The organism is Candidatus Enterococcus courvalinii, assembly GCF_017315945.1.
In the GTDB taxonomy this organism is placed as follows: domain Bacteria; phylum Bacillota; class Bacilli; order Lactobacillales; family Enterococcaceae; genus Enterococcus_B; species Enterococcus_B courvalinii.
The window spans coordinates 101,638-127,125 of the sequence record NZ_JAFLWI010000006.1 but is presented as its reverse complement, the minus strand read 5'-3'; the positions used below and the strand labels follow the sequence as shown (position 1 = coordinate 127,125).

Genomic DNA, 25,488 nt, shown 5'->3' with positions numbered 1-25,488 from the left:
TGGTTTCTCCTTTTTCTTTAAAAAAATAATTGATAGATTTTGGGAATGAATAAAATCAAACCGACGATCACTGCAAAGCAAGCTGTCAATAAAACAGCGCCGGCAGCCATGTCTTTGATTTTCTTTCCAATCGGATGAAAATGAAAGTCCGTAAACATATCGACAACATTTTCAAAAACAGTGTTTAAGATTTCAACGATCCATACTAAAAAAATAGCTAAAAACAACCACAGCCATTCATTCTGACTCAGCTGGAAAAAAGCGCCAGCAATCAATGCAAAGATGCCGAACACAACATGTTTTTTCATGTTGCGTTCTTCATCAAAAACCGTTTTTACTCCTTGGATGGCAAACTCCACCGAAGTCATGAAATGTTTATTTTTTTCAACCTGTTTATCTTTTAAGTCCATAAGCATCCAAGATCTCTTTCTGTAACCCAAACATTTCTTTTTCGTCTTCAGGTGTCATGTGATCATACCCATTAATGTGTAAGAAACCATGTACTGCTAAGAAACCTAATTCACGATCGTATGAATGGCCATAGGACTCGGCTTGTTCTGCAGCGCGTTCAATTGAGATCATGATATCGCCAAGAACACGCGGCATTGGATTCTCACCATCTTCAAAAATAACTGGAATTTCATCTTCGCCTTCTTCTTCTAAAGCGAAACTGATGACATCGGTTGGCGCATCTTTCCCTCGATAATCACGATTGATTACTTGAATCGCATCATTGTCCATGAAAGTCACCGACATTTCTGTTTCCTCAGGTAGTTTTAAATAATCAGCTGCAAACTGGAGTAGTTCATTGATTTCTTGCATCTTCTCCTCAGATACTTTGTTTGTTTCGTCCATGAATGTAATATCCATTAGTCATCGCTTCTTTCTTTACTCACTTTTTAGATTATTCTTGTGTTTGTGCTTGTTCTTCTTTTAATTTTTCAGCTTCTGATTTCATTTTTGGGTACTTGATTCGAGAGTGGAATGTACTACTTAATCCACTGATCAACGATTTCTCTACTTTACGAATTTCTTTCAATGTCAAACCAGTTTCGTCTAGTTGACCATCTGTAATACGTTCTGCAATCAAATTATGAACAAATTGTTCGATTTTTTCGCCAGTTGGATGATCCATTGCACGGACAGCTGCTTCACAGCTATCAGCAATATTGACGATTCCGGCTTCTCTTGTTTGTGGTTTCGGTCCTGGATAACGGAACTGTTCCTCTGTGACTTCTGGGTTACGTTCTTTTGCTTTTACATAGAAATACCGCATCAACGTTGTTCCGTGATGTTGATGACAAATATCAATGACCATTTCAGGCATACCATATTCTTCTAGAATTTTAGCACCATCTGTCACATGACCAAAAATAATTTGTTTACTATCTTCTGGTAACAGGAAGTTATGTGGATTTTCCGCACCAGAAGGTAAATTTTCAACAAAAAAACTAGCATGTTTGATTTTTCCAATATCATGATAATAACAAGCCACTCGAGTTAATAACGAACGGCCACCGATTTCTGCTACCGCATTTGCACTTAGATTAGCCACCATCATACTATGGTGATAGGTACCTGGCGCTTCTTCTAGCAATTGTTTCAATAATGGATGATTTGGATTGCTCAACTCATTTAAGATGATCACACTATCATCTGTCACCATCAACTCAATGTAAGGATGTAACCCCATTGTTAGTAAGAAAGATAACAATGCACCAGTTACTCCACAAACCAAAGTCAACCAAGTCGTTCCATCACTAAAACTCATACCTTGATAAACAATCAAAATAATATTCATCAGTGTTGGGAAGACAATTACCCATAAAACAGCGGGCATACCTTGTTCAGAAATTCGTTGTCGGCGAACAATCGTCCCCATCAAACCCGAAAATAGATAGGAAACTAATAACACAGTTAAGGTATTTGTCCCAATAGAACCATAATAGATAAATAACGCTGATACAGCTTGGAAAAGTGCCGCCACAATCCCCGCTCTTCGATTAAGGAAGAAATTTAAGACCAGTGGTGTAAACGCCGCTGGGTAAAACAGCGGGATATAAGTTGCTTGTTCTGTTTGGAATAATTGGAAAAACTTCATCATAATAATGCTCAAAGACATCGCTGTGACATAAAATAAGACATATTCTGTCCGTTTCTCTGAGTCATGGAATTGCAATGAATTATAGCCTAAGACAATAATCTGTAAAAGCACGGCCAAAATCATTGCAACTAACGGAAAGATCGAAGTTGTTTGATTGGTCAATCCCAACAATTCCAATTTTTTCATTGCAGCTGCATCAATTTGATTCCCTTCACGTACAATGATCTCTCCTTGGAAAATCATTACTGGCTGAACAGCTTCACGTGCGGTCGCTTTTAGTTCTTCTGTCTTCTTCTCATTAAGCACATCATTTACTACAATTCCTTGATCTACTAAATAATTCAATACTTGTTGTTGCGCAGAAGTGACATTGAGATATTGGATTTTATCTTGCGCTTCTTGCTTAAAGGTGTCAACATCGCTTTCTCTCACTTGCTTACTCATTTGTTCATCGATCAATTTCAGACTTTCATCACGAACAGTCAACAATTCATCTTCCGTCATACCGAAAATGAGCGTGTAAAAATTACTAGGTAACTTTTGATAAAATGCAACATCTTCTACGTTTACTGTTTCGAAATTCTTCTTTAATGCTGCAATTCTTTCATCAATCGTTGGTTTAGGAATATTCGCATCATCACTGGCCTTTTTGACTTTCTCATCATATGCCTTATCGATTGCCTCATTTGTTTTATTGATCAAATCAAATAATTGCTTGATTCGATCATTTTGATCGGCTGCTAAATCTTGCTGATAGGTATACTCTGGTGTGACTGCTTCGGCTGCCAACTTTCTCTTTTGCTCGGTCTCTTCTGTATTCTCAATCGTTTTGGTTGCACGAATACTTTCTTCAGCTACTTGTCCTTCTCTAAAATCATTTGCTTTTTGTTTGACACTACTAAAAGTCACCCCACAAATGATCACAAAAAACACAGCTAACAGCAAGGGCAAAAACGCTTTTCCTAATTTTGCCTGCAGTTGCCGGATTGTTTTATTCAACATGTGCTTATCCTCCTAAGCAAAGCTTATTCTTGATGAAGATCGGCTTTTTCATACGCTTGAATAATTTCAGCAACTACTGGATGTCGTACAACATCACTGGCTTCAAAATTAACAAAATCAATTTTTTTGATTTGCTTCAACGTACGTTCAGCATGAACTAAGCCACTCATCGTCCCTCTTGGCAAGTCGATTTGGCTAGTGTCTCCATTGACAATCATTTTGGATTGGTACCCAAGACGAGTCAAGAACATCTTCATTTGAGCCACAGTCGTATTTTGTGCCTCATCTAAAATAACAAACGCGTCATCTAATGTTCGACCACGCATATACGCCAAAGGTGCAATTTCAATTACGCCTCGTTCCATTAAACGATTCGTATGCTCTAACCCAAAGATTTGATAAAGTGCATCATAAACTGGACGTAAATAAGGATCCACTTTTTCTTTCAGGTCTCCCGGTAAAAAGCCCAGATTCTCTCCTGCTTCAACAGCTGGTCGAGTCAAGATAATTTTTTGGACTTCGCCTTTTTTTAATGCAGCAATTGCTAACACCACTGCAAGGAAGGTTTTCCCAGTTCCAGCAGGACCAATACCAAAAACGACATCATGGTGTTTGACAGACTCAACATATTTCTTTTGTCCGCTATTTTTTACCCGAATAGGTTTGCCATTTCTGTCTTTCACAATTTCTTCTTCATACATCTCGATGAAGTAATCTAAGGTACCTTTTCGTCCCATATTTATCGCTGCTACCACATCTGGTGTACTGATATGGATTCCTCGTTTGATCAATTCTTGTAGTGTACGGATAACTGAACTAGCCAATTGCACTTGTTCATTTGTCCCAATGAGTTGAATTGTTTCACCACGAGTATTGATAACGGTATCGGTTGCATCTTCTATGAGTTTGATATGTTTGTCGTGTGCACCAAAAAGCAAGCTGGCATCATCAGCTGCTGTTAATCTAATCTCTAAAGAAATGGACTCTTCTGTCAAAAATAGACATCTCCTTTATCTCTTTCATTTCTTGTCTATTTTACCACACTCATAGAAAACTATATAGCAAATAAAAAACGGGGCATTGACACAACTATTTTCTTCAAACGACAGAAAAAAACCGCAAACATTTCTGTCTGCGGTTCAGATTACAAAATTAAGCTTGTAATAGTTCTTTAACGATTGCATTCACTTGATTTCCGTCTGCTTTTCCTTTGACTTTAGGCATGATAACACCCATTACTTTACCAAATTCTTTAACAGATGAAGCACCAGTTTGTGCAATAGCGTCTTGAACAAGTTGTCGAATTTCATCATCAGAAAGTTGTTCTGGCATATACTTTTCGACAATTACAATTTCGCCTTTTACTTTATCAGCTAAATCATCGCGTCCTGCCTGCTCAAACTCTTGTAAAGAATCACGACGTTGTTTCATCTCGCGAGACAACACTGTTAATTCTTCATCTTCCGTCAAGTCGTGGCCTACTTTGATTTGCTCGTTTTGTATTGATGACTTGATCATACGAATGACTTGCAAAGTTTCTTTCTCTTTTGCCTTCATCGCTGCTTTCATGTCATCGTTCAATCTACTTAGTAGTGACACACTACCAGCTCCAATTCATCAAAGAACTAGAATTTTTTACGTTTTCTAGCTGCTTCAGATTTTTTCTTACGTTTCACGCTTGGTTTTTCGTAGAATTCACGTTTACGAGATTCTTGTAAAGTACCCGCTTTTGACACGGAACGTTTGAAGCGACGAAGAGCATCGTCAAGTGATTCGTTTTTGCGAACGACTGTTTTTGACATGTTAATTCCCTCCCTCCGAGCTTAAAAAGTAACCGTAGTGCTATTGAAATAATTATCCCAAAAAACAAACTGTCCTTTAAACATTATAGCTAATGCTCTTTTGACCGTCAAGGGATTCTTTCTTTTTTTTCGATTTATTAGTTGTTATTTTATTTTATTGAATCATTGACAATCTTCGCAACGTCCAAAGATTTCAAATCGGTGACCTTCAATCGTGCATCCCCCAAGTTGTTCTTCAAAATAGTTCATTGGGCACATATGGATTTCTTTTGTCTTGCCACATACGGTACAGATAAAATGATGATGATGCCCAATTTCTCCCTGGCAACAATGAAAGCGGAATTTCATTTCTCCATTCAGGTCCGTTTCTTCTAATAAATCCAGCTCAGCAAAATCATGTAAATTCCGGTAAATCGTATCGTAACTTACACCTTTAAATGTTTCATTCATATAGTCAAAGACTTCTTTAGCAGAGACATAGCGATTACGCTTTACCAAGTAAGTCAATAAAGCTTCTCTTTTTTTCGTGTATTTAAATCCGTTATTTTTGAGTGTTTCCAAAGATTGTTCAATTAATGTTTGCTTTTTCATTCCTCTTCCTCCAAATCAAAATGATTACGAAGTACGCGTTCCAGAGTATGGTATAATAAAGCCAAAAAAAAAGCAAGTGAGGTTTTTCTTATGGCTTCAGATTCAACTGAATTAGTTACTTTTTTTGTCATCTCTGATTCCGCTGGCGAAACAGCGACCAAGTTAGCACAAGCAACAATGGCTCAATACCCAAGTGTCGAGTTCAATTTATTTCGTCGAACCTTTGTCACGGACAAAGAAACGTTGCTCAATGCATTAAACGATGCTTTGGCAGAGCAAGCCATCGTTCTCCACACTTTGATCAATCAAGAATTGATCGATACAGCTCGAACATTTTGTGATGAAAATGAATTGTTTAGCTTCGATGTCATGACGCCACCTGTAGCTGAAATTGAACGGCGAACTGGCATTCAACCTACGCGTCAACCCGGCGCACTTCATTTATTGAATGAGAACTATTTTAAACGAATCAAAGCAATGGAATTTGCAGTGAAATATGACGATGGCAAAGACCCTCGTGGTTTTTTAGAAGCAGACGTTGTTTTACTGGGGGTTTCTCGTACTTCCAAAACACCTTTGAGTTTATTTTTAGCCAACAAAAATTTAAAGGTTGCAAACTTGCCTTTGATTCCACAAGCACATATTCCAAAACAATTGTGGGAAGTAGATCCTAAAAAAATTGTGGGTTTAACCAATGATCCAGATATTTTAAACAGTATTCGGAAAGAACGTATGCGTTCTTATGGACTAAATCCAGATACTGCTTATTCTGATATTGAAAAAATTCGTGCGGAGTTAGATTTTGCAAATGATCTTTATCAAAAGCTTGGATGTGTGGTCATCAACGTTGCCTCTCTTTCCATTGAAGAAACAGCCTCTTTGATTTTAAATGCCCTGGAATTAGAAGACCACAGTTACTACGGAACAGAAACTTCTGAAACTTCCGATTAATTCACTGATTTTTATTTCGCACTAACGAAAAAAGTGAACCTAAATCCGCTAACGATTTAGGTTCACTTTTTTCTCTAATAAAACTTCATTGGTCTTTATTGCTTGAAATAACTGCCTGTTAAAATTTTTTTCTTAGTCATGCTCCACATGCTTGACAGTCTGCTCTAAGATATCTAAAACATGGGAGTCATCCAGCACATATAGGATTGCTTTTCCTTCACGGCGAGAACGAACGATTTTGTTTTCTCGAAGTAACCGTAACTGATGGGAAACAGCAGATTGTTCCATTTCTACAGCTTGACTGATGGCTGTGACGTTTTGTTCACCATTTTTTAGATACAATAAAATTTTTAAACGTGTTGGATCGCTTAACATTTTAAATAGCTGACTGATTTTTTCAATTTTTGTTCCTTGAACCTCTGACAAAGGCTTCACCTCCAACTATCCAAAAAGACTGACTTCTAAAGTTTACCACTTTTTCTGTCAGTCTCAAATTCCTTAGTCTTTTGTAATTGCTTGGATGCTCGCTTCGTAAGCTGCAATTTTTGCTTCAGCATCTTCTTGTGAGTTTCCTTTAACTCCAATGTAGAACTTGATCTTTGGTTCTGTACCAGAAGGTCGAATTGCTACCCAACCTTGTTCTTCTAACATATATTTCAAGACATCAGAAGGTGGTGTCGTTAATACTTCGACATTTCCGGATACATCTGTTTTTGTTAATTTTTTGAAGTCTTCTGTTTGTAATACTTTGGCACCTGCGAATTCAGTTGGTGCTTCTTGACGGAATTTTTCCATTAACGCCGCGATTTTAGCTGATCCTTCTTGACCACTCATGGTAACAGAAATCGTTTTTTCTGCATAGTAACCATACGTTTCAAAAATGGATTGTAAGCCATCATACAATGTTTTCCCTTGTTTCTTGTAAAAAGCAGCAACTTCAGCCAGTAGAACTAATGCTTGAATTGCGTCTTTATCGCGTACAAATGGTTTAACTAAATAGCCATAGCTTTCTTCAAAACCAAACATAAACGTATGTGAATGGTCTTCTTCAAACTGTTGGATTTTTTCAGCAATAAATTTGAATCCTGTTAGTACATTGAACATCGTTGCACCATAGTTTTTCGCAATCGCAGTTGGTAATTCACTTGATACGATCGATTTCAATACTGCTGGATTCGCTGGCATCGTATTTCTTGCTTGATGTGCTTCTAAGATATATTGAATCATGATAGCGCCAAGCTGGTTCCCTGTTAATACTTCATACGAACCATCAGGTAAACGAACAGCAGCACCAAGACGATCGGCATCTGGATCTGTTGCAATCAACAAATCAGCGCCTTCTTTTTCACCTAAACGGATTGCATACTCAAAAGCAGAATGTTCTTCCGGATTTGGAGATTGAACCGTTGTAAAATCAGGATCTGGAATTGCTTGTTCAGGAACTAACACAAATTGTTCAAAACCAGCTTGCTTTAAGGCTTTTTCGCCTAACATTTTCCCAGTTCCATGAAGAGGTGTGTAAACTAGTTTTAAGTCTTTGCCCATTTCTTCGATCAATTCGTGGTCGATCGTTACAGCTTTCATTTCTTCTAAATAAGCATTATCTACTTCTTCGCCAATAATTGAAATCAGACCACTGTGTTCTACTTCTTCATCTGACATCACTTCGACTTTTAGCGGATTGCTGACTTCACGTACATATTTAGTCAAGGCATCGGCATCAGCAGGTGGCATTTGTCCTCCATCTTCGCCATAAACTTTGTACCCATTATAAGCAGCAGGATTATGAGATGCTGTAATCATGATCCCAGTAAACGCATTCAGGTGACGAACAGCAAAAGATAATTCTGGTGTTGGTCGTAAACTTTCAAAAACAAATGATGGAATATCATGTTTGGCTAATGTTTTTGCAGCCTCCATCGCAAATTCTGGTGATTGATGACGTGAATCATAAGCGATTGCTACGCCACGACGTTTTGTTTCAGGATCTTGTGCATCCATGAAACGTGCTAGCCCTTCTGTTGCTTGACGGACTGTGTAAATATTCATACGATTAATACCAGGGCCTAAAATGCCACGCATTCCTGCTGTACCAAATCCTAAAGGCGCGTAAAAAGCATCTTCTAATTGTTTAGAATCCTGACTCAATACAGTTAATTGCTGTTTTAAATTTTCTTCTAGGTTCACTTCGTTTGCCCATTGTTCATAAACTTGTTCCCAAGACATGAAAATAACACCTCTTTCTAAAATATGAATTCTGTTTTAGTATAGCATTCACTCAGATCAGATGAAAGGCACAACGAGAAAAAATGATACCAGTTAGGATTTTCATTGGACAAGCAAAAACAAAGCCCAGCCAAAAATGAAGATACACTTTTGGTTGAGCTTTTTTATTTTGTTAACATAATAAGTTTATGCTTGTGTAGTAGATTCTGCTAAAGTTTCTAAATACTTGAATACTTGTTGTCCAGCAATCCCACCGTCACCAACTGCTGTTGTGATTTGTCGCAAATCTTTTTCGCGTACATCTCCTACAGCAAAAACACCAGGCATATTCGTTTTCATTTCTTGGTCAGTTGGAATCCAACCAGCTCCATTCGTTAAACCAGCTTGTTTGAATGGTTCTGTCAATGGATCAAGACCTACATAGATAAAGACGCCATCAGCAGCCAAAGCTACTTCATTTCCCGTTTTTACATTATGCGCTTTAACACCTGTCACTACCATTTCATTTCCAATGATTTCATCAACAACTGTATCCCATACAAACGAAATTTTTTCATTTGCAAAAGCACGCTCTTGAATGATTTTTTGCGCACGTAATTCATCACGGCGATGAACGATTACGACTTCAGAAGCAAATTGCGTTAAATAGATTGCTTCTTCAACTGCAGAGTCTCCACCACCGATAACAACCAATCGTTTGTTACGGAAAAATGCGCCGTCACAAACCGCACAGTAAGAAACACCGCGACCTGCATACTCTTCTTCACCAGAAACACCAAGTTTGCGGTGGACACAGCCAGTAGCAATAATGACTGTTTTCCCTTCAAACGTTTTGTCTTCACAGATGACTTCTTTGTACGTACCATGATCTTTAATATCTTGGACGATTCCATAAGCATTTTCTGTGCCAAATTTTGAAACACCTTCATACATTTTATACGCAAGATCAGGTCCCATAATCGACTCAAATCCTGGATAATTTTCAATTTCTGCTGTGTTATTCATTTGACCACCAGGTGCACCTTGCTCAATCATTACAACTGATAAATTTGAGCGTGAAGCATACAAGGCAGCTGTCATTCCAGCAGGTCCTGCGCCAATGACAATTACATCATACATATGTACATTCCTCCGTTTAAAATCAAGTAAGCTTACTTTACAGCCAACATCAAAAAAAGTCTATTGTTCTGCTTACCTTCTCGAATATGTATATTATACTCGAACAAAAGGCGCAAAAACAATAGACTTTTCAGTTAATTATTCATTCGCTAAGTCTTCACCATTTGAGGCAATTACTTTTTTATACCAATCAAATGATTTTTTCTTCGTACGGGCTAACGTCCCTTCACCGTAGTTATCACGGTCCACATAGATAAAGCCATAACGTTTTTTCATCTCGCCTGTTCCGGCTGATACTAAATCGATACAACCCCAAGTCGTGTACCCCAATAAATCAACACCATCTAACTCAACAGCATCTTTCATCGCTTGGATATGTGCAGCGAGATAAGAAATCCGATAATCATCGACCACATAGCCGTTTTCATCAGGTTCATCTACTGCACCCAACCCATTTTCAACAATAAATAGTGGCTTTTGATAGCGATCATAGATATCATTCATTGTGATTCTTAGCCCTAATGGATCAATTTGCCAACCCCATTCACTTGCTTCTAAATAAGGGTTTTTGACAGAGGCAAAAATATTTCCTGCAGTTTGTTCTAACAATTCAGGATCTGTTGTTGATACCCGAGAAGAGTAATAAGAAAAGGAAATAAAGTCTACTGTGTGTTCTTTCAGTAATTCCAGATCGCCAGGTTCCATTTTTAATTCGATACCTTCACGGGCCATTTCTTTTAGCGCATAAGTAGGATACTCACCACGTGATTGAACATCAATAAAGAAATAATTTTCACGATCTGCTTGACGTGATGCCCATACGTCTTCTGGCTTACATGTGTAGGAATAATTTGCGCCCGCTGCTAACATACACCCAACTTGATTATTTGGATCCACTTCATGTGCGATCTTCGTTGCAATCGCACTTGCTACTAATTCATGATGTGCTGCTTGATATTTGACTTGCTCAACATTTTCGCCTTCTTCAAAAACAAGACCCGCGCCCATAAACGGTGCGTGTAAAATCATATTGATTTCATTAAAAGTTAGCCAGTACTTGACCAATCCTTTATAGCGGTTAAAGATTACTCGACATAAATTTTCATAGAAACCAACTACTTCACGTGAGCGCCATGCTCCATATTCTTTAATCAAATGCATTGGACAATCAAAGTGCGTAATTGTCACTAATGGTTCGATACCATGCTTTTGACATTCTTTAAACACATCTTCATAAAATTTTAGTCCTTCTTCATTGGGTTCCTTTTCGTCACCCATTGGAAAAATACGACTCCAAGCAATTGATAAGCGATAAGTTTTAAAGCCCATTTCTGCAAATAAGGCAATATCTTCTTTATAACGATGATACATATCGATTGCTACTTTTGCTGGGTAAAAATGTTCTTCATCAAATGCAAGCATTGGTTTTTGACCTGTAATAACTGGAAAACGATCCTCACCAATTGGTACCACGTCAACATTAGCTAATCCACGTCCACCTTCATCATAGCCACCTTCACATTGGTTAGCGGCTGTTGCGCCACCCCATAAAAAGTCTTTTCTAAATCCCATTTGTCTTTCCCCTTTTCTTTTTCAACTATTCCATTCAGCACCTGTCTTTTCTTGCTCTCAAATTAGTTCAAAATGCTTGAATGCTAACCAAAGTCCATCATCATCAACGGATTCTGTAATGTAATCAGCCATTTCTTTAATTTCTGGACCACCATTACCCATCGCAACTCCAGTACCGCAATGTTCCAGCATCGAAATATCAATTTTTGCATCACCAAATGCGAAGCTATTTTCTGTGGCAATGTTCAAATGCGTTAATAATTCATCTACTGCTACGGCCTTATTGATGCCACTTAATGCAACATCACCGAACAAAGCTGTTTCACCAGCACCACCCCAAGTACCCAATTTATATTCCGGGAAGGTTGCTACTGCCTCTAAATAATTTTCATAACTATCCAAGATAAAACTGATTTTATTCACATCATTTCGATATAAATCTGCGCCAAAAAGCATCTCTGGAAAAACTTCTCGAACAGTCCTCTGCCCTTTTCCTTTTCGTTGTGAATACTCTTGAATCGTTTTTTCGCCACGTTCTTCGAAAGAATCACTAGCGTACAATCCGCTATTCGCTTCTAAATAAAATTCTAGACCTTTTTGATTTAGCCAATCAACGATTGTAGTCGTGTCTTCCAATGTCAAGGTCGCTTCTTTTAGCACTTTATCTTCAAACTCAATATAGCTTCCATTACCGCCAATATACCCGTCAAAGCCAATGTCCAATATATTTTGATACATCTCGGCTTTACTGCGACCCGTTACGGTAAAAACTAAGTTTCCTTTTCTTCGTGTCTCTTGAATAGCTTTGATGGCTGACTCAGGCAAATCATTTTCGTAATTCACTAGCGTTCCATCTACATCTAAAAAGACGATTTTTTTCGTCATGAGTGCTTCCCTCAAACTTTCACTGCGTCTAATTCACGAGCTACTTTATCTTGTACCTCAACGCCTTCTTGTTTTAATCGTTCAATTGTTTCACTAAATTGTGGTAAATACTCTTGATGTGCAATAAACAATTCATCCATGATTCGTTTTGCTGTTTCTCCTGAACGGACCAACGGATTGATTGTAAATGCTTGTAATGCTGTTCCATAATCACCAGTTACGGCGGCTTCGATGGTTAGCAATTCCATATTTTTCATTACTTGCAACCAACCTCTTTCAGCCGGTGCTAATGAACCAAAAGCAACATTTCGCGCACCTTGAGCACCGACATAGGCAGTCACTTCCACGACGCAATCTGATGGTAGATCGGGAACGGCGCCTTCATTTTTCGTGGAAACGACGATTTGAGTTTCTTTGTTTCCATAAATCGAGGCAATCGTTTCACAAGCAGCATCTGAATAATAAGCGCCGCCGCGTTTTTGTAACTGCTCAGGTTTATGATCAAGGTGTGGATCTTTATAAAGCTCGAATAATTCTGCCTCTGTTTCTTTCACTTGTTGGGCACGAGTACCGATTGTCCGATATTCTTCCAGTGCATGTGCGAGCATTTCTTCTTCACGATAATAATAACGGTGATAGCCACAGGGAACCATTTGCATTTGTTTTAATTGTTCTTTGAAAAACGGAATATCGAAAATGTTTTTCGGTAAACCATTATCTTCATCATAAAGTCGTTCAATCAATCGATCTGTAATGTCTTTCCCCGTTTTATCTGCAACTTTATGCCAATGAAAATGATTCAACCCCGCAAATTTATAAATCAAATCTTCTTTTTTCTCACCCAGCATTTCAGGTTCAGTCATCATCGCCATAACAGGTACATTACATAGACCAATGACACGATCCCATTTCCCATAACGAACAACCGCTTCTGTTACCATCCCACTTGGATTTGCAAAATTAATGAGCCATGCATTCGGACATAAACGCTTCATATCTTCAACCACAGACAAAATCACAGGAACGGTACGAAAAGCTTTAAACATTCCACCAGCGCCATTTGTTTCTTGACCAATCATGCCATAATAAGCAGGAATTCGTTCATCCTTCACACGTGCATCTAGCTGACCAACTCGAAATTGAGTTGTTACAAAATCGGCATCTTTCAGTGCTTCTTCGCGATCAAGTGTTGCATATATTTTCACGTCATAAGGGGTTGCATCCCACATTCGTTGAGCCATTTTACTAACAATTTCTAGTTTTTCTTTCCCAGCTTCAACATCAACTAACCAAATTTCACGTATTGGTAATTCTTCATAGCGTTTGATAAAGCCTTCCATTAATTCAGGGGTGTAACTACTGCCGCCACCAATCGTCGCAATCTTGATTCCTTTTGTCATGTGCTCACTCCTTCAATTTTGTTTACACTTTCATTATCATTTTTGTAAAAGAAATTCTCAAGCCACCTCTTTAACTTTGCAGAGTCATTTACAATAACCGATGATTTTTTTACTAATTTTGTAAATACCACTTTGTTCGCTCCCAGATTTTTCTTATCATTTGTGGATTCATTCATGAAATAACGTAAAAACGTTTACAAACCATTCACAAAAAAGCTATAATTTATGTAAAAAGGAGGCAGTCAATGCTTTTACGAGAAAAAATCAAACAAACTGCTTTTTCACCAGCTGAGACACAAGTCGTTCATTTCCTTTTTGAAAACACACAGCAAGTTGCACAATTGACGATTCAAGAAATTGCTAAACAAGCTTTTGTTCATCCTTCGACGTTGATTCGCGTGGCAAAAAAATTAGCATTCACTGGCTGGGTTGAATTACGAGATACTTTTTTAGCTGAAGCTGAGTACTTAGAAAGAAACTTTCAAGAAGTGGATGCCAATCTGCCTTTTACAGGCGAAGAAGGGATCATGACTATCGCAAATAAATTAGCTTCTTTGGAACAAACGACAATTCAAGATACGCTTTCACTGATTCATCATGATGACTTACAACAAGCAAAACAGTTACTACTTAAAGCAAAAAAAATTGTCATTTTTGCGAGCAATGCTAATACATTAATCTCCCAAGATTTCATTTTAAAAATGAAACGTATCAAACTGGATGTTCATGTCGTGACTACATTTGGTGAATCATCTTATGAAGCATATAACTGTGATGAAGAGACATGTGGCTTACTGATTTCTTACACTGGCGAAAATCAAATGATCTTAAAAACTGCACACATTTTACGTGAAAAAAATGTGCCAATTTTAGCTTTGACAAGTATCGGTGAATGCAGTCTTTCTACTTTAAGTACCGTTGTCCTGCGTTTGACGACTCGAGAACGACTCTATTCAAAAATCGGTAATTTTACAATTAATACGTCAATCTGCTATTTGCTAGATGTACTTTATGGCTGTGTCTTTGCCGAAAATTATCAACAAAATTTGAACCATTTGATTGCTGTTGGACAAAAAGTTGATAAACGTCCAATCAGCTCTTCAATTATGCAAGAGAACCATGGGGAAAACTTTCAAGTCAAAGATTCCTTTTTACCCAATTAACTTTTACGTAACAACTTTTTTCTTCAACAAAAAAAGCAAGCAATGAATAGCGCCGTTTAAGCTCTCTTCTTTGCTTGCTTTATTTTTACTATTAATCAACTGCTTTGTAGTTGATACATATCTGCATATAAACCGCCAATTTGTAACAGTTCTTCATGATTTCCTCGTTCAACAATTTTGCCCTTATCTAGAACCAAGATAAGTTCTGCATCACGAATGGTCGACAGTCGGTGAGCAATTGCGATGGTTGTTCGTCCTTGCCTCATTTTAGCCAAACCTTCTTGAATCAAACCTTCTGTTTCCGTATCGATATTTGCTGTCGCCTCATCCAATACAAGAATTTTAGGATCTGTCACAATCGTCCGCGCAAAAGTAATCAACTGGCGTTGCCCACTAGAATAACTTGCTCCTCGTTCAATCACTTTAGAATGATACCCTTGTGGCAACTCATCAATAAATCGATTGGCTTGGACAAACTCAGCAGCTTCGCGAATTTGTTCATCTGTGATCTTTTCGTTAAACATTCGGATATTTCCAGCAATATCACCGTAAAACAAGAATGCGTCTTGGAGAACCAACCCCATTTTTTCTCGAAGTTCATTGATTGGATAAGAGCGGATGTCACGATCGTCAATCAAAATCTCACCTTCATAAAATTCATAAAAGCGCATCAAGACATTGATGATCGAACTTTTCCCACTACCTGTATGCCCAACTAAAGCTACTGTTTCACCAGGATTTGCAACAAACGAGATATTATTTAAAACATTGTTTTTTCCATCATAAGAAAAACTAACATTTCTAAATTCGATTTTTCCATTGATAATTTCGCCGCTAGCATTTTCTTCTTGTTGTGGTGCATATTCTGTCGTATCCATAATTTTTAAGATTCGACTTCCAGCAACAATTCCATCCGTGAAGACACTTAAAAAGTCCATCATTTGTGACATTGGATTAAAAAAACCTTGAACATATGTCGTAAATGCATAAATCAATCCAACTTCCACTGGTGAATGCAAGGCATCAATTCCAAATAAAGTTAAGACAAGCGCGATTGCTAGCGCATATAAAAAGTTGATGATTGGACTCAACAAAATTGAATTCGTTTTGATCATCGCATAGCGAGTTGCCAAGTAGTCATCATTTACTTCTTCAAATTCATTTGACAACCGTGTTTCTTGCCGAAATTGCTGAATAATTTTCATACCAGAAATTGATTCATTCAGCTTAGTATTCAGCTGACTTAGTTTTTCCCGCATGTTCCGGTAAATCCGAGAACTGAATTTTTGATAATACCAAATGACTACACCTAAAATTGGTAAAAAGATCAAGGTCCAAAGAGTAATTTTCACATTGATTTGAACCATTGCAACTAATGAAGAAACCACTGCAAAGATTCCCGTCAAAACCATCAAGAATACATACCAAAATTCAAACAATGTTTCGGTATCATTCGTGACACGCGAAACGATTGAACCCGCTGGTGTCTGATCAAAATAGCGCATACCTAATGTATGAAGCTTTTCAAACAGTTTCACTCGAATATGCTGGAAGGTTTTTAATGAAGCCATCGAATACAAATACCACTGGAAAAACCAGATAATACTTTTGACAATGACCCCGAATAAATATAACCCAGCAAAAAACAAAATCACTTGTGTCGTTGCTGATTGATTTGCTAAATGATTATCCATAAATGATTGAATGATCCTTGGCAAAATAACGTTGATGACAGATAGCCCTAACGCAAATAAAATAGCCACGATAAATGTTCGCTTAAATGGTTTGGCAAAAACCAGCAACCGTTTGATAATTTGCTTCTGCTCTTTTAAAGGAATTGATTTGGTCCATTCCGACTGATAATTTTCGTCCATTACGCTTCACCTCCCTCAATTTTTGCTTCTAGTTGTTGTTTGTCCCACATTTGTTGATACCAGCCACCTCGTGCTAATAGCTCCTCGTGTGTTCCGCGTTCTATGATTTTTCCTTGATCGATAACTAAGATTTCTTGGGCATGCATGACACTGCTCAAACGATGGGCAGCAATGATTGTCGTTTTCTTTTTACGATTCGACTTTAAATTTTGGAGAATCGCTTCTTCTGTTTTAGCATCGACAGCCGATAACGCATCATCTAAAATCAATAGCTCTGGATTTTGGATTAACGCTCGTGCGATAGAAATTCGTTGCTTTTGTCCCCCTGACAAAGACACGCCACGTTCACCAACTAATGTGTCATACCCTTTTGGTAATTCTTTAATCTCACTATTGATAAATGCCATCGTTGCAGCTTGTTCTACCGAAGATTCTGTCAGTGTAGGGTTAGAAAAACGAATATTTTCGCGAATCGTCATAGAGAATAAGAAATGATCCTGTGGAACATAACCAATTGACTGCAATAATGCATCTAGAGAGTACTCTTTGATATTCTTCCCACCAATCATCAATTTTCCTTGATATTGGTCGTACTCACGCATCAAGAGTTTAAGAATTGTTGTTTTCCCTGCACCTGTTTTTCCTACAATCCCTAAAGTGTTCCCCTCATGAACCGTGAAATCAATTTTTTCTAATGCAAGTCCCTGTTCTTCAGGATAACTGAATGAATCAACGGCAACGACTAACTCACCTTTAGCTGGCGTTTGAATGGCACCCATTTGTTCAACAATATGTGTTTGTTCATGTAATAGCTCGTTTACGCGATCATAAGAAGCATTTCCTCTTTCCAACACATTAAATAAACGACCAATCGCAAACATCGGCCACACCAACATCCCGATATAACTAATGAAAGAAACTAGCTGACCAATTGTAATCGTTCCTTCTAAAACATATTTGCCTCCAAGAATGATTGTCAATACATAAGAAATACCAATAATCAGTGTAATAAATGGATCAAATAAGGCATCTAAAAAATTCACTCGTTTATTTTTTTCAATTGCTTCCGCAATCTTTGTTTCAAAATCTGCTAAATCTTCTTTTTCTTGTCCAAACGTTTTGATTACTTTGATTCCCGTGATACTTTCTTGTGTCTTATCATTAATCGATGAAAAGGCTTCTTGCGCTTCACGAAATCCGTCATGAAGCTTGGTACCCAACACACGCGATGTTACAGCCAACAATGGCAGCGGAATCAGCGCAATCAGAGTCAGTCGCCAATCCACAAACAAAATCATCGCAATGATCGTCGCACCTCCAGTGATCACTGAATCTGCAAAGGTTAGGATTCCTGCACCAGCCACGTTTTGGATTGCATTTAAGTCATTTGTTGCATGTGCCATCAAGTCGCCCGTCCGATATTTTTGATAAAAGAGTGTATCCATTTTAGTAAAGTGATCAAATAAACGTTGGCGTAACTCCTTTTCAAGTCGTGCGGCACTTCCCCAAATATTCATACGCCAAATGTACCGAAAAAGATATTGAAGAACAGCTGCCACTAATAAGATGACAATCCAAAAGGCAATCGTCGACAATGAGATTTTTTTATCTGCGATTTCATCAATGATCAGTCCGATTACTTTTGGAGGAACTAGTTGGACAAGTGCAACAACCATCAACGAGAGGACACCTACGAAATAGTGCTTTTTTTCTTGTTTAAAAAACCAACCAAGTTTTCTAAAAATCGACATTTTATGCCTCCTTTAATTTTTCTCAAGAGCATCCATCCAAAATTATCTAAATTTTCTAACAACTACAATCAAAAAAAGCGAGCTGAAAAATCAGCCCGCTTAAAAGTGTGTCATTCTTGGAGAGAGAACCTATTTTTTGCCTTGGTTCTTCATTTGCTGCATCATCTGACGAATTTTCTTTTCAGATGGTTTTTGCCCCATTGACATCATCATTGATCGTAACATGTCCTCATTAACGGGAGGATTTTTTTCTAAATAGTCTTGCATATATTTGCGCGCAAAAAAGAATCCACCAATTGCGCCGATTAGTAACGCGATTACAGCGATAAGTACGACAATACCTGTTGATACCATGTAAATCTCTCCTTTCCTTTTCCGAATTGCTCTCAATAAAACATTTTACTAAAGATTTTATAAAAAGAAAAGCCGTTTTCTGAATAATGCGTAAAAAATTGGATAAAAATTCCTTGTACGACCATTTTCTTTCTGTTTTTTTCATTCCTACTCAAGAAGGTGTGCCTTATTATAATTTTTAGGTTAACCGAATTTTTTTCTTGAATTTTATTTAATTAGGTGTAAAATGTAGTCGTAAAATCAAAACAGAAAGGTGGTTTGATTGTGGAAAATTCAAACCAACATAAACATCATCTAATTGAACATACAAATGGTTTATCCTTGGCCGAAGTCAATGGTACAGTTGAAGTACCAAAAGGAAAAGGTTTTTTCAAAACATTACTTGCTTACTCAGGTCCTGGCGCTTTAGTCGCTGTTGGTTATATGGATCCAGGTAACTGGTCAACCTCTATTACAGGTGGACAAAATTTTCAATATTTACTCATGTCAGTCATTTTAATGTCAAGTTTGATTGCCATGCTTCTTCAATACATGGCGGCCAAATTAGGTATTGTTAGCCAAATGGACTTAGCTCAAGCCATTCGAGCTCGTACCAGTAAAACCCTAGGCGTTATCCTCTGGGTACTGACAGAATTAGCGATTATGGCAACTGATATCGCTGAAGTTATTGGTGCAGCAATTGCTCTGTATCTCCTATTTGGCATTCCGTTAGTCGTTGCTGTGTTCATCACTGTTTTTGATGTCTTCTTACTTTTATTGTTAACAAAAGTTGGCTTTCGGAAAATCGAAGCAATTGTTGTTTGCTTGATTTTCGTAATTTTATTCGTTTTCGTTTATCAAGTTGCTTTATCTAATCCAGATTGGCACGCTTTATTTGCAGGCTTCATTCCGAACAGTCATACTTTTGCTGATAGTCCTGCAATCGGTGGACAAACGCCGTTGACTGGTGCTTTAGGAATTATTGGGGCAACAGTGATGCCACATAATTTGTATCTCCACTCAGCTGTTTCACAAACAAGAAAAATTAACCATGATGACAACGCAGATGTGGCTCGCGCAGTTCGTTTTACTACTTGGGACTCCAATATTCAATTGTCTATGGCCTTTCTTGTTAACGCGCTTCTATTGATTATGGGCGTTGCCGTTTTCAAAACTGGGACTGTAGAAGATCCCTCTTTCTTTGGTCTTTATGAAGCCTTGTCAAATCCAGCTACGATGAGTAATGGTATTTTGGGTGAAGTTGCAAAATCGGGAATTCTTTCTACTTTATTTGCGGTTGCCCTTCTTGCTTCTGGACAAAACTCAACGATTACGGGTACTTTGACTGGACAAGTTATTATGGAAGGTTTTATCCATATGCGCATTCCTGTTTGGTTGCGTCGTTTAGTCACTCGTTTACTTTCAGTTATTCCTGTTTTGATCTGTGTCATGTTAACTAGCGGAAAAAGTGCCATTGCTGAACATGAAGCATTAAATAATTTGATGAACGAGTCACAAGTCTTCTTGGCTTTTGCTTTACCCTTCTCAATGATTCCTTTGTTGATGATGACGAATAGTCAAGTGGAAATGGGAAAACAATTCAAAAATTCATTGGTAATCAAAATTTTAGGTTGGTTCTCGGTTATCAGTCTGACTTATCTTAATTTACGAGGATTACCGGGACAAATCGAAAGTTTCTTTGGTAGCCAAGCAACGATTTCAGAAATCTCGTTAGCCGACAATATTGCTTATGCAATCATTGTGGCAGTGTTGTTATTGTTAGCTTGGACTATCATTGAGTTGTATCAAGGAAACAAGAAACATGAACGCTATCTAAAAGAAGTTATACAAGAAGAAGGATAAGGTTGTGGCTTCAAGCGTTTAGCTCCGAAAAAATAGCGAACAAGCACTCAAAATAGCTTTTCATATTTTGAAGTGAGTGTAAGCTATTTCGAGGAGTTGCTTGGGGAACACCATGGATAAAGGTTGTGGCACAAAACAATCAATCTTAACTAATTCTCTCTTCCCTCCACTCTTCATTCAACAAAAAAGAATCCGTAAAAATCAACTGATTTTTGCGGATTCTTTTTTGTTCATTTCCTATTCGTTTCTGATTTTGCAATTGAGTTTATACTTCTTCAAGTAGTTCTGGAAAAATCATTGGATCAAACTTTTGTTCTTTGAACATCGTAATTTCTTTCCCATAAGGCGCATAAGCTTTCTTTTTGTCTTTTCCAACGTAAGGTGTTTCTAAAATTTTTGATACCTGTTCAAAACGAGAATCATGAACAATCGTGTTCAACGCATCAAAGCCAATCGTTCCAAAGCCGATATTGGCATGTCGATCTTTATGCGAACCTTGTGGATTTTTAGAATCATTGATATGTAACACTTTTAAACGATCCAAACCAATTACTTGATCAAATTCAGTCATCACACCATCAAAATCATTTTTCACATCATAACCTGCATCATTTGTGTGGCAAGTATCAAAAGTGACAGATAATTTTTCGTTCAAAGTTACGCCATCAATAATTTTCGCTAACTCTTCAAACGTTCGACCAATTTCCGTTCCCTTACCTGCCATCGTTTCTAAAGCAATCTGAGCCGTTTGGTCTTTCGTCAATACCTCATTCAGTCCTTCAACGATGCGCGCAATTCCCGCTTCAGGACCAGCACCAACATGTGCACCTGGATGTAAAGTAATTTGAGTTGCGCCCAATGCTTCAGCACGTTCGATTTCTTCTCTTAAAAATTGGATTGCAAAAGGAAACATTTCTGGTTTAATCGTATTTCCTAAATTAATGATGTATGGTGCATGGACGACAATATTTGAAAGGCCATTTTCTGCCATAAATTCCTTTCCTGCCGGAATATTCATTTCGTCAATTGCTTTTCTTCTGGTATTTTGTGGTGCGCCTGTATAAATCATAAAGGTTGAAGCGCCATAGCTTGCTGCTTCTTCAGCTGCGCCTAAAAGCATTTTTTTCCCACTCATACTGACATGTGAGCCTAGTAACATGTATTTTTCCTCCTAAATTCCAGTCGTTTGCTCCAGATGGATTGATCTGTTTTGAGCCCTTTTTTCATCTTAACCGAAACCATACATAAAGAAAAGTTTAAGGATTGTTTCTTGGAAAAATTCTTCAAGAAGAGTGCTTCTTTTCAATTAAAATTGGTCATTTTGTCCTAAAAAATGCAGAGCCTGTTTTTTTGCCTATTTTTTTGCTATAATTAGCGAAATAATTCAATAGTTGAGGTGACTCTTTTGCCACAAAAAAATATTCAAAAAAGGAAGAAACACGCGAACACTGAAAAATGGTTTATTCCTAAAATTATTTTTAGAGTTTTTCAGTCGTTAGCAGTCGTGATTGTCGTACTTTTGTTACTAGCTGGTGCACTTGGCCTCGGGATTGGGGCTGGTTATTTTGCTTACCTTGTTGAAGACACCCAGACACCAACAAAAGAAGAACTGCAGACTGACTTAGGCAACATCACAGAAACATCTAAGCTTGTCTATTCAGATAACAGTGAAATTTCCACCATTCAAACAGATTTGATGCGAACAACCGTTGCTTCAGACAAGATTTCTCCCCTATTAAAAACAGCGATTATTAGTACAGAGGATGAGTATTTTGATGAACATGACGGCTTTGTACCTAAAGCAGTCTTGCGTGCTTTAGTTTCTGAAGCTACTGGGATTGGTTCTTCCGGTGGTTCAACATTGACACAGCAATTAGTTAAGCAACAAATCTTAACTGACGAAACAACCTTTAAAAGAAAAGCCAATGAGATTTTACTTTCGGCACAAGTCGAGAAATATTTTTCTAAAGATGAGATTATTTCAACTTATCTGAACGTTTCTCCTTTTGGCCGAAATAACAAAGGACAAAATATCGCAGGTGTGCAAGAAGCTGCAAAAGGAATTTTTGGTGTAGATGCAAAAGATGTTTCTCTACCGCAAGCTGCCTTTATTGCTGGATTACCACAAAGTCCGATTACTTATAGTCCTTACACGAATACTGGTGCTTTGAAAGAAGACGTTTCAGACGGACTCGAACGAAAAGATTTTGTTTTATTCAGTATGTATCGTGAAAAGAAAATTACAAAAGAAGAGTACGAAGCAGCAAAAGCTTACGATTTGACTAAAGATTTCTTACCACAGCAAATTGCTGAACAAAATGATCGTGAATTTCTCTATTATACTGTTATGAATAATGCAACTGAAATTGTAACTAAGCAACTAGCCGAAAAAGATAATGCTGACCTTGCTGAGAGTAAAACGTATGATGCTTATTATCAAAAAGCACAACAAACAATTCAAAATAAAGGTTATACCGTTCATTCAACCATTGATAAAGATATTTATGCAGCTATGCAGGATGCCGTTGCAAATTATGGTTATCTATTAGATGACGTTTCTGGTACTCGTGTCGAAACGGGAAATGTATTGATGGACAATCGAACAGGTCGGATTTATGGCTTCGTTGGCAGTCGCGATTATGCTCAAAGTCAAAATAATCATGCCTTCGATATGATGCGACAAGCAGGTTCTTCAATCAAGCCAGTGCTGGTTTATGGACCCGCGATTGATATGGGCCTAGTTGGTTCCGAATCACGAATTTCTAACTACACAACAACTTGGAAAGAAGGCGCAAATTCTGGTGAGGAGATTGTGAATGCAACCAATCAGCATCTCAACACCTTCCAAACAATTCGTGAGTCTTTAGACTGGTCAAATAACATACCTGCCTATCATTTGTATCAAGATGTACTTGATTCAGGTGGATCAAAACAATCTGCTTATGATAACTATTTGGCTAAGATGAACTATCCGAAAAACGATAACTGGGGTGTTGAGTCTGCGCCACTAGGAACTGTAGAAGTGACTACACTTCAGCAAACAAATGGCTTTCAAACGTTAGCTAATAATGGAGTTTATCAAGAAGGCTATCTGATTGATTCAATCACAGATAACGAAGGAAACGTTATTTACAAACATGAAGAAAAGCCTGTACGTATCTATTCAGAAGCAGCAGCTTCAATTATGAATAACTTAATGCGCAGTGTATTAGATCAAAAAATCACTACACCATTTAAAGAAGTGATTACAAATCTAGATGGTACATTAGGAAATGCTGATTGGGTTGGTAAAACTGGTTCGACCAATGAATATCGTGATTCTTGGTTAATTGTTTCAACGCCATCAATTACAATTAGTAGTTGGTCGGGACACGATGATAACACGCCAATGGATAATCAGGCCGGAAAACGTTCCGCAAACTATTTAGCTTATTTAATCAATCGTGTCTATCAAACGAATCCAACTGTTTTTGCAACACAAGAAAAATTTGAACTTTCCTCTGATATCAAAAAAGAAAAAGTTGCTTCCTTTACTGGTCAACTTCCTGGAAAAGTCACAGTTAATAAACGCTCGATCCAAACACCAAGTAATACGGTTGAATCTCTCTGGGCAAAAAATGAGCCAGAAAAGAGTACCTTTAAATTTGGTATTGGTGGAACAGATGAAAATTATACTGATTATTGGAAAACAGCTTCAAATTATGCACGAGCTACTTCCAAAACAAAAGATGCCAAAAAGAATAACGATTAAAAGCAAAACCCATGACAGGTGTCGTGGGTTTTTATTTTGTGATAAAAAATAGCCATGAGCAATCAAATGGATTGCCCATGGCTAACTTTCAATCAAAAATTATTTTGTTGAACCTTTTTCTTCAATTCCATAAGGTAAAACAATTGTTTTTTCTTCAACTTCCTCTTTGTTCATCATTTTTGTCAACAAACGCATTGAAACTGCGCCAATATCATATAAAGGCTGTGTAATACTTGTCAAACGAGGACGAGCTACTTCTGTTAACAATGAATTGTTGCTTGTAATGATCTCAAATTCTTCTGGAACTTTGATTCCTTTATCTAGCATGCCATCTAAAATGCCAATCGCTAATTCATCATCTGAAACGTACACAGCAGTTGCTCCACTGTTATGGATACGATCAACTAATGACAAACCATCTTTGAAATTATAACTTGCTTCAAAAATCAACCCTTCACTGTAAGGTAAGTTGTTTTCTTTCAATGCATCTTTGTACCCTTTCAAACGGTTTTGACCATTGATTGGATCAATTAGTGCACCACTAACAAAAGCAATTTTTTCATTGCCGTTTTTAGCTAATTGATTCACTGCATCTTTTGTTGCAGAAGTATAATCGATATTTACACTACCTACTTGTTCATCTGGGTCAATCGAGCCAGCCAAAACAACTGGTGTTTTTGAGCGAGAAAATTCGCCGCGGATTTCATCCGTAATATGATGACCCATAAAAATCACACCATCAACTTGTTTTGCTAACAAGTTGTTTAGCACGTTTACTTCTTTTTGGTCGTTACCATCTGAGTTAGCCAAAATAATATTGTATTTGTACATTGTTGCAACATCATCGATTCCTCGAGCTAATGAAGCAAAAAACATATTGCTGACATCAGGAATGATTACACCAACAGTAGTAGTTTTTTTGCTTGCTAGTCCACGCGCAACAGCATTTGGTCGATAATCAAGACGATCGATTACTTCCAAAACTTTCTTTCGTGTCGCAGGTTTAACATTTGGGTTTCCGTTCACTACACGTGAAACAGTTGCCATTGACACATTTGCTTCTCTAGCTACATCGTAGATAGTAATTGTTTGTTTTTCCAT

At 37.6% G+C, this 25,488-nt stretch carries 22 protein-coding genes; 4 read left to right on the top strand and 18 right to left on the bottom strand.

Features of this window, described 5'->3' with window-relative positions; all coding sequences use genetic code 11:
- Window positions 1–17 precede the first annotated feature (17 nt).
- From JZO71_RS04945 to JZO71_RS04915, 7 genes are all read right to left on the bottom strand, one after another.
- Entirely contained in the window at window positions 18–410 is a 393-nt protein-coding gene (locus tag JZO71_RS04945; protein ID WP_206898467.1) for a diacylglycerol kinase family protein, read from the bottom strand.
- On the bottom strand, window positions 394–870 hold the full coding sequence (gene ybeY / locus JZO71_RS04940) for an rRNA maturation RNase YbeY (protein ID WP_206898466.1): 477 nt from the start codon (window positions 868–870) through the stop codon (window positions 394–396). Before ybeY ends, JZO71_RS04945 begins: the two co-directional genes overlap by 17 nt.
- A 34-nt stretch (window positions 871–904) precedes the next feature.
- A complete protein-coding gene (locus JZO71_RS04935) occupies window positions 905–3,106 on the bottom strand; it encodes an HD family phosphohydrolase (RefSeq protein WP_206898465.1) in 2,202 nt (733 codons plus the stop codon).
- Window positions 3,107–3,129: 23 nt separating this feature from the next.
- Complete coding sequence (locus JZO71_RS04930) at window positions 3,130–4,101, bottom strand: PhoH family protein (RefSeq protein WP_206898464.1); 972 nt, start codon at window positions 4,099–4,101, stop codon at window positions 3,130–3,132.
- A 157-nt stretch (window positions 4,102–4,258) separates the two neighbouring features.
- Window positions 4,259–4,705: a GatB/YqeY domain-containing protein gene (locus JZO71_RS04925; RefSeq protein ID WP_206898463.1), complete on the bottom strand. Its 447-nt coding sequence runs from the start codon at window positions 4,703–4,705 to the stop codon at window positions 4,259–4,261.
- Window positions 4,706–4,731: 26 nt separating this feature from the next.
- Entirely contained in the window at window positions 4,732–4,908 is a 177-nt protein-coding gene (gene rpsU, locus JZO71_RS04920; RefSeq protein ID WP_002356740.1) for a 30S ribosomal protein S21, read from the bottom strand.
- 162 nt (window positions 4,909–5,070) lie between these two features.
- Complete coding sequence (locus JZO71_RS04915; RefSeq protein ID WP_067483869.1) at window positions 5,071–5,499, bottom strand: Fur family transcriptional regulator; 429 nt, start codon at window positions 5,497–5,499, stop codon at window positions 5,071–5,073.
- A 90-nt stretch (window positions 5,500–5,589) separates the two neighbouring features.
- On the opposite strand from JZO71_RS04915, the gene JZO71_RS04910 reads away from it, so the two are divergent.
- On the top strand, window positions 5,590–6,450 hold the full coding sequence (locus JZO71_RS04910) for a pyruvate, water dikinase regulatory protein (RefSeq protein WP_206898462.1): 861 nt from the start codon (window positions 5,590–5,592) through the stop codon (window positions 6,448–6,450).
- 132 nt (window positions 6,451–6,582) lie between these two features.
- Here JZO71_RS04910 and JZO71_RS04905 read toward each other — a convergent pair whose 3' ends face one another.
- From JZO71_RS04905 to JZO71_RS04880, 6 genes are all read right to left on the bottom strand, one after another.
- Window positions 6,583–6,825, bottom strand: coding sequence for an ArsR/SmtB family transcription factor (locus JZO71_RS04905; RefSeq protein ID WP_370629926.1), 243 nt, complete (start codon window positions 6,823–6,825; stop codon window positions 6,583–6,585).
- 123 nt (window positions 6,826–6,948) lie between these two features.
- Window positions 6,949–8,676, bottom strand: a complete 1,728-nt coding sequence (locus JZO71_RS04900) for a phospho-sugar mutase (RefSeq protein ID WP_206898461.1) — start codon at window positions 8,674–8,676, stop codon at window positions 6,949–6,951.
- A 186-nt stretch (window positions 8,677–8,862) separates the two neighbouring features.
- On the bottom strand, window positions 8,863–9,795 hold the full coding sequence (trxB, locus tag JZO71_RS04895) for a thioredoxin-disulfide reductase (RefSeq protein WP_206898460.1): 933 nt from the start codon (window positions 9,793–9,795) through the stop codon (window positions 8,863–8,865).
- A 138-nt stretch (window positions 9,796–9,933) separates the two neighbouring features.
- Window positions 9,934–11,367 carry a 6-phospho-beta-glucosidase gene (locus JZO71_RS04890; protein WP_206898459.1) on the bottom strand — a complete coding sequence of 478 codons (1,434 nt, stop codon included), beginning with the start codon at window positions 11,365–11,367 and terminating at the stop codon, window positions 9,934–9,936.
- Window positions 11,368–11,424: 57 nt separating this feature from the next.
- Entirely contained in the window at window positions 11,425–12,252 is an 828-nt protein-coding gene (locus tag JZO71_RS04885; RefSeq protein WP_206898458.1) for a Cof-type HAD-IIB family hydrolase, read from the bottom strand.
- Window positions 12,253–12,263: 11 nt separating this feature from the next.
- Window positions 12,264–13,652: a 6-phospho-beta-glucosidase gene (locus JZO71_RS04880; protein ID WP_206898457.1), complete on the bottom strand. Its 1,389-nt coding sequence runs from the start codon at window positions 13,650–13,652 to the stop codon at window positions 12,264–12,266.
- Between the two features lie 245 nt (window positions 13,653–13,897).
- Between JZO71_RS04880 and JZO71_RS04875 the strand changes: the two genes are divergently transcribed.
- Window positions 13,898–14,815 carry a MurR/RpiR family transcriptional regulator gene (locus tag JZO71_RS04875; RefSeq protein WP_206898456.1) on the top strand — a complete coding sequence of 306 codons (918 nt, stop codon included), beginning with the start codon at window positions 13,898–13,900 and terminating at the stop codon, window positions 14,813–14,815.
- Between the two features lie 95 nt (window positions 14,816–14,910).
- On the opposite strand, the gene JZO71_RS04870 is transcribed toward JZO71_RS04875, so the two are convergent.
- From JZO71_RS04870 to JZO71_RS04860, 3 genes are all read right to left on the bottom strand, one after another.
- On the bottom strand, window positions 14,911–16,689 hold the full coding sequence (locus JZO71_RS04870) for an ABC transporter ATP-binding protein (protein WP_206898455.1): 1,779 nt from the start codon (window positions 16,687–16,689) through the stop codon (window positions 14,911–14,913).
- The gene (locus JZO71_RS04865; RefSeq protein WP_206898454.1) at window positions 16,689–18,440 is read right to left on the bottom strand and encodes an ABC transporter ATP-binding protein; all 1,752 of its coding nucleotides are present in this window, start codon (window positions 18,438–18,440) and stop codon (window positions 16,689–16,691) included. Before JZO71_RS04865 ends, JZO71_RS04870 begins: the two co-directional genes overlap by 1 nt.
- A gap of 129 nt (window positions 18,441–18,569) precedes the next feature.
- Entirely contained in the window at window positions 18,570–18,794 is a 225-nt protein-coding gene (locus tag JZO71_RS04860) for a YneF family protein (RefSeq protein ID WP_071868695.1), read from the bottom strand.
- A gap of 264 nt (window positions 18,795–19,058) precedes the next feature.
- On the opposite strand from JZO71_RS04860, the gene JZO71_RS04855 reads away from it, so the two are divergent.
- Window positions 19,059–20,636: an Nramp family divalent metal transporter gene (locus tag JZO71_RS04855; protein WP_430733278.1), complete on the top strand. Its 1,578-nt coding sequence runs from the start codon at window positions 19,059–19,061 to the stop codon at window positions 20,634–20,636.
- A gap of 265 nt (window positions 20,637–20,901) precedes the next feature.
- Here JZO71_RS04855 and JZO71_RS04850 read toward each other — a convergent pair whose 3' ends face one another.
- The gene (locus tag JZO71_RS04850) at window positions 20,902–21,795 is read right to left on the bottom strand and encodes a deoxyribonuclease IV (protein WP_206898453.1); all 894 of its coding nucleotides are present in this window, start codon (window positions 21,793–21,795) and stop codon (window positions 20,902–20,904) included.
- Window positions 21,796–22,041: 246 nt separating this feature from the next.
- On the opposite strand from JZO71_RS04850, the gene JZO71_RS04845 reads away from it, so the two are divergent.
- Window positions 22,042–24,387, top strand: coding sequence for a transglycosylase domain-containing protein (locus JZO71_RS04845; protein ID WP_206898452.1), 2,346 nt, complete (start codon window positions 22,042–22,044; stop codon window positions 24,385–24,387).
- A gap of 99 nt (window positions 24,388–24,486) precedes the next feature.
- On the opposite strand, the gene ccpA is transcribed toward JZO71_RS04845, so the two are convergent.
- Window positions 24,487–25,488 carry a catabolite control protein A gene (gene ccpA / locus JZO71_RS04840; protein WP_067483841.1) on the bottom strand — a complete coding sequence of 334 codons (1,002 nt, stop codon included), beginning with the start codon at window positions 25,486–25,488 and terminating at the stop codon, window positions 24,487–24,489.

Bases quoted from the DNA above. Each gene is read 5' to 3' on its own strand.
- JZO71_RS04945 (WP_206898467.1), bottom strand. From the start codon at position 410: ATGGACTTAAAAGATAAACAGGTTGAAAAAAATAAACATTTCATGACT.
- ybeY (WP_206898466.1), bottom strand. From the start codon at position 870: ATGGATATTACATTCATGGACGAAACAAACAAAGTATCTGAGGAGAAG.
- JZO71_RS04935 (WP_206898465.1), bottom strand. From the start codon at position 3,106: ATGTTGAATAAAACAATCCGGCAACTGCAGGCAAAATTAGGAAAAGCG.
- rpsU (WP_002356740.1), bottom strand. From the start codon at position 4,908: ATGTCAAAAACAGTCGTTCGCAAAAACGAATCACTTGACGATGCTCTT.
- JZO71_RS04915 (WP_067483869.1), bottom strand. From the start codon at position 5,499: ATGAAAAAGCAAACATTAATTGAACAATCTTTGGAAACACTCAAAAAT.
- JZO71_RS04910 (WP_206898462.1), top strand. From the start codon at position 5,590: ATGGCTTCAGATTCAACTGAATTAGTTACTTTTTTTGTCATCTCTGAT.
- JZO71_RS04905 (WP_370629926.1), bottom strand. From the start codon at position 6,825: ATGTTAAGCGATCCAACACGTTTAAAAATTTTATTGTATCTAAAAAAT.
- JZO71_RS04900 (WP_206898461.1), bottom strand. From the start codon at position 8,676: ATGTCTTGGGAACAAGTTTATGAACAATGGGCAAACGAAGTGAACCTA.
- trxB (WP_206898460.1), bottom strand. From the start codon at position 9,795: ATGTATGATGTAATTGTCATTGGCGCAGGACCTGCTGGAATGACAGCT.
- JZO71_RS04890 (WP_206898459.1), bottom strand. From the start codon at position 11,367: ATGGGATTTAGAAAAGACTTTTTATGGGGTGGCGCAACAGCCGCTAAC.
- JZO71_RS04885 (WP_206898458.1), bottom strand. From the start codon at position 12,252: ATGACGAAAAAAATCGTCTTTTTAGATGTAGATGGAACGCTAGTGAAT.
- JZO71_RS04880 (WP_206898457.1), bottom strand. From the start codon at position 13,652: ATGACAAAAGGAATCAAGATTGCGACGATTGGTGGCGGCAGTAGTTAC.
- JZO71_RS04875 (WP_206898456.1), top strand. From the start codon at position 13,898: ATGCTTTTACGAGAAAAAATCAAACAAACTGCTTTTTCACCAGCTGAG.
- JZO71_RS04870 (WP_206898455.1), bottom strand. From the start codon at position 16,689: ATGGACGAAAATTATCAGTCGGAATGGACCAAATCAATTCCTTTAAAA.
- JZO71_RS04865 (WP_206898454.1), bottom strand. From the start codon at position 18,440: ATGTCGATTTTTAGAAAACTTGGTTGGTTTTTTAAACAAGAAAAAAAG.
- JZO71_RS04860 (WP_071868695.1), bottom strand. From the start codon at position 18,794: ATGGTATCAACAGGTATTGTCGTACTTATCGCTGTAATCGCGTTACTA.
- JZO71_RS04850 (WP_206898453.1), bottom strand. From the start codon at position 21,795: ATGTTACTAGGCTCACATGTCAGTATGAGTGGGAAAAAAATGCTTTTA.
- ccpA (WP_067483841.1), bottom strand. From the start codon at position 25,488: ATGGAAAAACAAACAATTACTATCTACGATGTAGCTAGAGAAGCAAAT.